This is a genomic window from Streptomyces sp. SID5910 (assembly GCF_009862125.1).
Lineage (GTDB): Bacteria > Actinomycetota > Actinomycetes > Streptomycetales > Streptomycetaceae > Streptomyces.
Genome location: NZ_WWHX01000476.1, coordinates 1 through 6,438 on the forward strand (window position 1 = coordinate 1; position 6,438 = coordinate 6,438).

General features: G+C 73.8%; 7 protein-coding genes and 1 pseudogene. 4 read left to right on the forward strand and 4 right to left on the reverse strand.

Going from position 1 to position 6,438, the window contains the following annotated elements; genetic code table 11:
- Window positions 1-413 precede the first annotated feature (413 nt).
- Window positions 414-596: a tail-anchor membrane protein gene (locus GTW67_RS16805; RefSeq protein WP_161165636.1), complete on the forward strand. Its 183-nt coding sequence runs from the start codon at window positions 414-416 to the stop codon at window positions 594-596.
- A gap of 4 nt (window positions 597-600) precedes the next feature.
- Here GTW67_RS16805 and GTW67_RS16810 read toward each other — a convergent pair whose 3' ends face one another.
- From GTW67_RS16810 to GTW67_RS16820, 3 genes are all read right to left on the reverse strand, one after another.
- Complete coding sequence (locus GTW67_RS16810) at window positions 601-1,989, reverse strand: tannase/feruloyl esterase family alpha/beta hydrolase (RefSeq protein WP_161165637.1); 1,389 nt, start codon at window positions 1,987-1,989, stop codon at window positions 601-603.
- A 198-nt stretch (window positions 1,990-2,187) separates the two neighbouring features.
- Window positions 2,188-3,162, reverse strand: coding sequence for a hypothetical protein (locus tag GTW67_RS16815; RefSeq protein WP_161165638.1), 975 nt, complete (start codon window positions 3,160-3,162; stop codon window positions 2,188-2,190).
- A 139-nt stretch (window positions 3,163-3,301) separates the two neighbouring features.
- A complete protein-coding gene (locus GTW67_RS16820) occupies window positions 3,302-3,598 on the reverse strand; it encodes a hypothetical protein (RefSeq protein WP_161165639.1) in 297 nt (98 codons plus the stop codon).
- 97 nt (window positions 3,599-3,695) lie between these two features.
- Between GTW67_RS16820 and GTW67_RS16825 the strand changes: the two genes are divergently transcribed.
- The gene (locus GTW67_RS16825) at window positions 3,696-4,592 is read left to right on the forward strand and encodes an oxygenase MpaB family protein (RefSeq protein WP_161165640.1); all 897 of its coding nucleotides are present in this window, start codon (window positions 3,696-3,698) and stop codon (window positions 4,590-4,592) included.
- Window positions 4,586-4,723 (forward strand): annotated as a pseudogene (locus GTW67_RS16830) (alpha/beta fold hydrolase); the annotation flags it as partial. The gene GTW67_RS16825 and the pseudogene GTW67_RS16830, both read left to right, overlap by 7 nt.
- A gap of 4 nt (window positions 4,724-4,727) precedes the next feature.
- Here GTW67_RS16830 and GTW67_RS16835 read toward each other — a convergent pair.
- Window positions 4,728-5,327: a class I SAM-dependent methyltransferase gene (locus GTW67_RS16835; RefSeq protein WP_161165641.1), complete on the reverse strand. Its 600-nt coding sequence runs from the start codon at window positions 5,325-5,327 to the stop codon at window positions 4,728-4,730.
- 152 nt (window positions 5,328-5,479) lie between these two features.
- Between GTW67_RS16835 and GTW67_RS16840 the strand changes: the two genes are divergently transcribed.
- Window positions 5,480-6,253, forward strand: coding sequence for an MHYT domain-containing protein (locus GTW67_RS16840; protein ID WP_161165642.1), 774 nt, complete (start codon window positions 5,480-5,482; stop codon window positions 6,251-6,253).
- Window positions 6,254-6,438 lie beyond the last annotated feature (185 nt).

Genomic DNA, 6,438 nt, shown 5'->3' on the forward strand with positions numbered 1-6,438 from the left:
ACGGACGCGGCCCGGACCGGCGGCGGGTCCTCGCCGTCGGGCCGCCAGAAGGCGACCGTGCCGGTACGGGCGGGGTCGCCGGGTATGAACACGGCGCAGCATCGGGCGAGTTCGGACGTGGGAAAGGCGGTTTCCGGGACGGTCGTCTGCGCAGCGATGACGTATTCCTCAAATTTGACTAGTGCGGTCGCGGTCGCCGATTGTACATGAACGCAGGCGCTGCGGGTGTCGCTTCGCTGTGGTGTGGGTCACTATCTGGAGGGAGGTGCCTTTCGGCCGCCGTCGCCGACGGTTCCTCAGGGTTGCCTCGGGGTCCGGTCTCAGGGGTCTCTCAGGGGCGAGTTCCGGAACTGCCGGAAGCGCGGGCCCGTTTCCACGACAGAGAGCGGCAGTGGCCGCGAAGGAGGCGCACCATGTCGAAGAACGCCAAGATCGCCGCGGGGGGTGTGGCGGCCGGACTCGTCCTGCTGATCTGGCTGCCCTGGTGGGCCGCCCTGCTGATCATCCTCGGAGTCCCGGCCGCCGCGTACCTCACGCTGGACCCCTCGCAGCGGCGCAGGCTGCGCCGCGTCACGCGCAAGGAGCTCGGCCGCTGACGCGCTAGCGCCGCGCCCCGGCGCCCTCGGTCAGGTCGCAGGAGTCGACCACGTCGCCGTCCGCCGGCCTGCCGATCGTGTGGTCGGCGGGCGGCGGGGTGCCCCGCTCCACCCATCCGGTCAGGGCGTCGAACGCCGACCGGAAACAGGGCAGGATCGGACGCAGCCTCGCGGGATGGGTGTCGTAGAGCCCGTCGACGTGGGTGCCGCCCTGGACCGTGTAGTAGCGGTGCAGCCGGCCCCGTCCGCTCGCGTCGATCATGCGCGCGTACACGTCGGAGTCGGCGGCCCGGGGCAGCAGGGCGTCGAGGTCGCCGTGCAGGGTGATCAGCGGCTTTCCGACGCGGCCCGTCAGGGCCACCCGGGCCACGGCACGGTGGACGGACGCGGGACGTGCCGCGTAGTCGTACGTCGCGTCGGCGGGACACGGCGCCAGGATCTCCTCCAGCGAGGACCCGGCCGACGGACCGGGGCAGGCGGGATCGTAGGCCGGGTCGAACTCGGCGCGGTAGATCTTCTGGGTCAGGCCCCAGTAGGCCTTCTCGTGGTACGGCCACAGGAACTCGGAGCCGCGCGCGAACCCGGCCGCGTACATGTCCTCGTCCCGCGCCGCACCGAGGCTGCGGGCCACCGTCGTCGGCAAGGAGGTGAGCAGGCTGGGGCCGTCCGCCGTCCACAGCGCGCCCTCCCAGTCCACGCCGCCGTCGTACAGCTCCGGGTGGTTCTCCAGCTGCCAGCGAGTGAGGTAGCCGCCATTGGAGATGCCCGCCATGTACGTGCGGCGCGGCGCGTGGCCGTAGCGCTGTGCCACCACGCGCCGGGCGGCCCGGGTGAGCTGGGTGGTCCGCGCGTTCCACTCGGCGACCGCGTCCCCCGGCCGCGCGCCGTCCCGGTAGAAGTCCACCCCGCTGTTGCCCTTGTCGGTCGCGGCGTAGGCGTAACCCTGAGCGAGGGCCCGGTCGGAGATCGCCTTGTCCGTCGCGTACTGCTTGCGCGTGCCCGGCGCGCCCGTCACGACGAGGCCGCCGTTCCAGTGGTCGGGCAACCGGATCACGAACTGCGCGTCGTGCTGCCAGCCGTGCGTGGTGTTGAAGCGGGAGGAGTCCGGGAAGTAGCCGTCGACCTGGATCCCCGGGACCCCGGAGGGCGACCGGGTGTCCGCGGCCGTCAGACCGGCCTGGTCGGCCAGGTCCGTGTAGGCGGTGCCCGCCAGTCCGGTGGTCGTCAGGTCGGCCAGGCAGGCGCTCTGCTGCACGGCGGCGCCCGGCACCCGTACGCGTTCCTGGCGGCCGCAGTGCTCACCGCCCTCCGCCGCGCCGGCGGGGGCGGGTCCGGTGAGCGCCGCCGCCGTCATCGCGGCGGCGAGCAACGGGACAGCACGGGACAGACGCATGGGAGGACCTCCGGGTGCGCGACGGGGGAGTGGAGCCGATGGCCGCCCCATCGTGCGGGTCCGCTCCGCCCTCATCCATGGGTTGGCACCACATGGCAGGAGGGCTGCGCATGGAGGTTGAAGACAGCGGGGGAGCCCCTGGGCCAGAAGACAGCGGGGGAGCCTCCTGGATCAGAAGGCGGCGGGGGTCCTCCTGGATCAAAGGGGCCGGACGGCCATCTTGTCCAAGGCGTCCAGAAGGCCGGGCAGTTCCGGCCCCCGGCCCACCGGCAGCACCTCACCGGGTTCCTCGTCGAGCAGCACGAAGGCGATGTCGTCGGTCCTGGCCACCAGGGACCAGCCGGGCCCGTCGGCGCGCAGGGTCCGCGCGTCACCCGGCGCGAACGACGACCGGACCCGGCCGAGCGGCGGCGGCGTGCCGACGTAGGCGCGGGCTTCCGCGAGCACCCGCCGGACCCCGTCGTGCCGCGGAGCACCTGCCGTCGCGGCGGCGTCGGCGGCCCGCGTCGCGGCATCCGGGGAGTCCGCGTCCTCCGTGACCGCCCCGCCCTCCTGCCCCGCACCGTCGCCCGGACCGGAGTATCCCGACTCCTCGGCGCCTCCGGACCCCTCGGCGCCTCCGGACCCCTCGGCGCCCCCGGACCCCTCGGCGTCACCGTCCGGCACCGGGAAGTCGGCGTCGTCGACCTGCTCCCGCCACTGTGCCCACTGGAGCGCGATCTCGTCGGCACCCAGGCGCCGCTGGGCCGGCCCCCACACCGCGGTGTCCGGCGGAGCCAGCGGGGGCCGGTCGGCCACCTCGGGGCCGGGGTCGTGCGGCGCGGGCACGTCCGGGGCCGCCACGGCGACCGCCAGGGGCCAGCCGGGCAGGGCGGCGACGACCGTACGCTCGTCCGGCGACAGGTCGTACTCCATCCCGCAGTCCCAGGAGGCCACCGCGACGGCGACCAGCGAGACGTCGTCGATGACGACGGTCCACCGGGCGCCGTCCCCGTCCTGGCCGAGCACCAGACCGTAGCCGTCGGCCAGCGGCGGGAGACCGAGCGCGGCGCACGCCTCCGGATAGTCGTCGCCCAGCACACTCGGGAACTTCGCCGGTGTCAGCAGCACCGCCGTGAGCACATAGAGCGCATCGTCCGCGGCGGCGACGGTGTCCTCTTCCGTCCCTGCCATCCCAGCCTCCCCATCGGTTCGTCCAACGGCGCGCACCCTAGTGCGACCGGGAGGCCCTTGTCACGAGCCCCGCACCCGGCCGAGCTGCAGTTTTCCGGCTGGACGGGGGCGAATCGACCACGTTCGAGGGTCGCGCGCGTCACACCGCCGGAAGCCCGAGCAGCGCCCGGGCCACGTCGCGCGGCGACTCGCCGCGTTCCCGCGCGAGCGCGACGACCGCCCGGCACGCCAGCTCGTTCACCCCGAACGACAGGGCCTCCGGCGACACCCAGCCCGCGGCCTCGTCGATGCCCTCCTGATCGTCGTCCGCGCACGCCGTGACGTACGCGGCGGCGGCCTCGAACAAATTGTGCGAGCGCGTGTCCCTCTCCGCCTTCCCCTCCGCGCGCCGCGTGTCGACCCATCTGCCCCAGGCCTTGCGGGTCCTGCCGAACATGCTGACCACCCTCCCCCTGCCGTCGTGCTCGCCGACCGTGCATCTCGCGCTACTCAACGTAGAGTTGAAGCCTCGACGGCAGAAGGGGACGGCTACGGTGAAGCGCTTCGAACGGCTGGAGGAGATCCGGCGGATGGACCCGTACCGGGACGCTTCGGAGATCTACCGTCTCTCCTCCGCCTACGAGTTCCCCTGGGACTTCACACGGGCACTCGAACTCGCTCTCTACCGCACCTACGCCGTGCCGAGCATCGGCCGGCTGCTGGCCGAGACGGCCGAGCTCACGGACCGCCCCCAGAGGCGGTACGACGACACCGTGCTGCTCCTCGACGCCGTCGTCGAGCACGGCTTCGGCAGCGAAGAGGGCCGCACGGCGATCCGCCGCATCAACGGGATGCACCGCAGTTACGACATCGCCGACGACGACATGCGGTACGTCCTGTGCACCTTCGTCGTGATGCCCAAACGCTGGATCGACGCCTACGGATGGCGCAGGATGTCCGGCCACGAGACCGTCGCCTGCGCCGTCCACTACCGCACCCTCGGGCGGCACATGGGCATCAAGGACATCCCGGAGACCTACGAGGAGTTCGAGGCCTTCCTCGACGCCTACGAGCGGGAGCACTTCGCGTGGGACGAGGGCGCGCGCCGGGTCTCCGACGCCACGCTCGACCTCATGACCTCCTGGTACCCGGGCCCCCTCGCGCCCCTCCTGCGGACCGGCACGCTCGCCCTGCTCGACGAACCGCTCCTGCGGGCCTTCCGCTACACCCCGCCGTCTGCCGCCACCCGCGCGTTCGTGCGCCGCGCGGTACGGCTGCGGGGGCGCGCGGTCCGCCTCATGCCACCCCGCCGCGCCCCGCACCACGCCCGGCAGAACTGGGAGGTCAAGGGCTACCCGAACGGCTACCGGCTGGCCGACCTGGGCACCCGCCCGGTCCCCGGCGTGGCGGGCTGCCCCGTACGCCACATCGGCACGTTAGCCGTCGACTGAGCGGTGAACTGGCCGGCCGTCGGGCTCTGGAGGCGGCCGGCGTGCGGGTGGTGACCGTGCCGGGTGCCGGGCACAACGTCATGTTCGACAATCCGGACGCGTTCGCGGCGGTCGTCGCTGGACGCGCCTGAGCGGTCAGCCCTCGCGGACGGCCAGGGCGAGGAACCGGGCGTCCTCGTCGGCGTACGACGTCATGCGCCACCCGGAACCGGTCAGCAGCGGCCGGAGGTTGGGCTCGGCCCGCAGGTCGTCCGGGGTGAGCCGCCGCTCCTGACGGGTCGCGAGCGCCGCCCTGCCGATCGGGTGGAACAGCGCCAGCACCCCGCCGGGGCGCACGACCCGCGCCAGCTCCCGCAGATCGCCCGCCGGGTCGGGCAGGTGGGCGATCAGCCCCGCCGCGAACACGGCGTCGAGCGAGCGCGGACGCAGCGGCAGCGCGGCCACGTCGGCCAGCAGCAGCCCCCCGTCCCGGTCCCGCCCGGCCCGCACGGCGGCCTCCAGCATGGCCGGGGTCAGATCGGCGCCGACGACCACTCCCGACGGGCCCACGGCCGCACGCAGCGGCGGCAGGGCCCGGCCGGTGCCGCAGCCCGCGTCGAGCACCCGGTCCCCCTCGCGCAGCCCCAGCTCGGCGACGGCGGCGGCGTAGGCGGGGCCGTCGTCGGGGAACCGGCTGTCCCAGTCGGCGGCGCGGGCCCCGAAGAACTCCTGGACGTGTGTGTGGTCGTCGCTCATGGTCCGCATGATCCCCCAACCGGCACCGAGGACGCCGCAGCGCACACGTTCGAGCGTGACGCGATCGTTCCCGCACCACTCTGTGTCATATCCCAACAGCTTTCGAACGCGCCCCCGTTGTGCGCCCCCGGCGGGACTAGCGTCCCGGGGCCATGGGACACCTGGACCACGCCGCCCTGGGCTGGCTGACCCCCGCGCTGTCGTACGCGATGGCCTGCACCGGCGCCGCCCTCGGACTGCGCTGCACCGTGCGCGCCCTCGCCGCCACCGGGCGCTCGCGCCGCAACTGGCTCCTCACCGCGGCCTCGGCGATCGGCACCGGCATCTGGACGATGCACTTCGTCGCCATGCTCGGCTTCCGGGTCGCCGGTACCGACATCCGCTACGACGTGCCGCTCACCCTCGCGAGCCTGCTCGTCGCCATGCTCGTCGTCTGCGCCGGCGTCTTCGCGGTGGGGTACGGCCGTGACCGCGGACGAGCGCTCCTGCTCGGCGGCCTCACCACGGGGCTCGGCGTCGCGAGCATGCACTACCTCGGCATGGCCGCCGTACGCCTGCACGGCGACGTGGGCTACGACCCGACGCGCGTCGCCCTCTCCGTCGTGATCGCCGTCGTCGCGGCCACGGCGGCGCTGTGGGCCGCCCTCAACATCAGGTCGCCCCTCGCGGTCACCCTCGCCTCCCTGCTCATGGGAGCGGCGGTGAGCAGCATGCACTACACCGGCATGTTCGCGGTGAGCGTGCGTGTCACACCGTCCGGCGAGGCCCTGCCCGGGGCCACGGCGATGCAGTTCGTCTTCCCCCTCGCCGTCGGCCTTGGGTCCTACCTGTTCCTGACCTCGGCCTTCGTCGCGCTGTCCCCGGCCACGGGGGAGCGCGAGGCGTCCGCTTCGGCTCAGCAGCCCGTCCAGAGCCCCGCCCGGTAGCGGCGGCCCGGCGACGGGCCCCGCACCGAACCAGTCAGAAGCGAGAGGCCATGCGCACACCCCGTACGACCCCCGTGCCCGGCGCCGAGGCGCCACCGTCGCCGCCCGTGCGCGGCCGTCGCGCGCACGCCGGACCACCGGCCGACGAGAGCCCGGCGCGACCCGCGGGCGGGACACCGGAACCG

What these genes read in the sequence shown, in the direction of transcription:
- GTW67_RS16820 (WP_161165639.1), bottom strand. Translation starts at nt 3,598, where the DNA reads ATGTTCGGCAGGACCCGCAAGGCCTGGGGCAGATGGGTCGACACGCGG.
- GTW67_RS16810 (WP_161165637.1), bottom strand. Translation starts at nt 1,989, where the DNA reads ATGCGTCTGTCCCGTGCTGTCCCGTTGCTCGCCGCCGCGATGACGGCG.
- GTW67_RS16815 (WP_161165638.1), bottom strand. Translation starts at nt 3,162, where the DNA reads ATGGCAGGGACGGAAGAGGACACCGTCGCCGCCGCGGACGATGCGCTC.
- GTW67_RS16805 (WP_161165636.1), top strand. Translation starts at nt 414, where the DNA reads ATGTCGAAGAACGCCAAGATCGCCGCGGGGGGTGTGGCGGCCGGACTC.
- GTW67_RS16835 (WP_161165641.1), bottom strand. Translation starts at nt 5,327, where the DNA reads ATGAGCGACGACCACACACACGTCCAGGAGTTCTTCGGGGCCCGCGCC.
- GTW67_RS16840 (WP_161165642.1), top strand. Translation starts at nt 5,480, where the DNA reads ATGGGACACCTGGACCACGCCGCCCTGGGCTGGCTGACCCCCGCGCTG.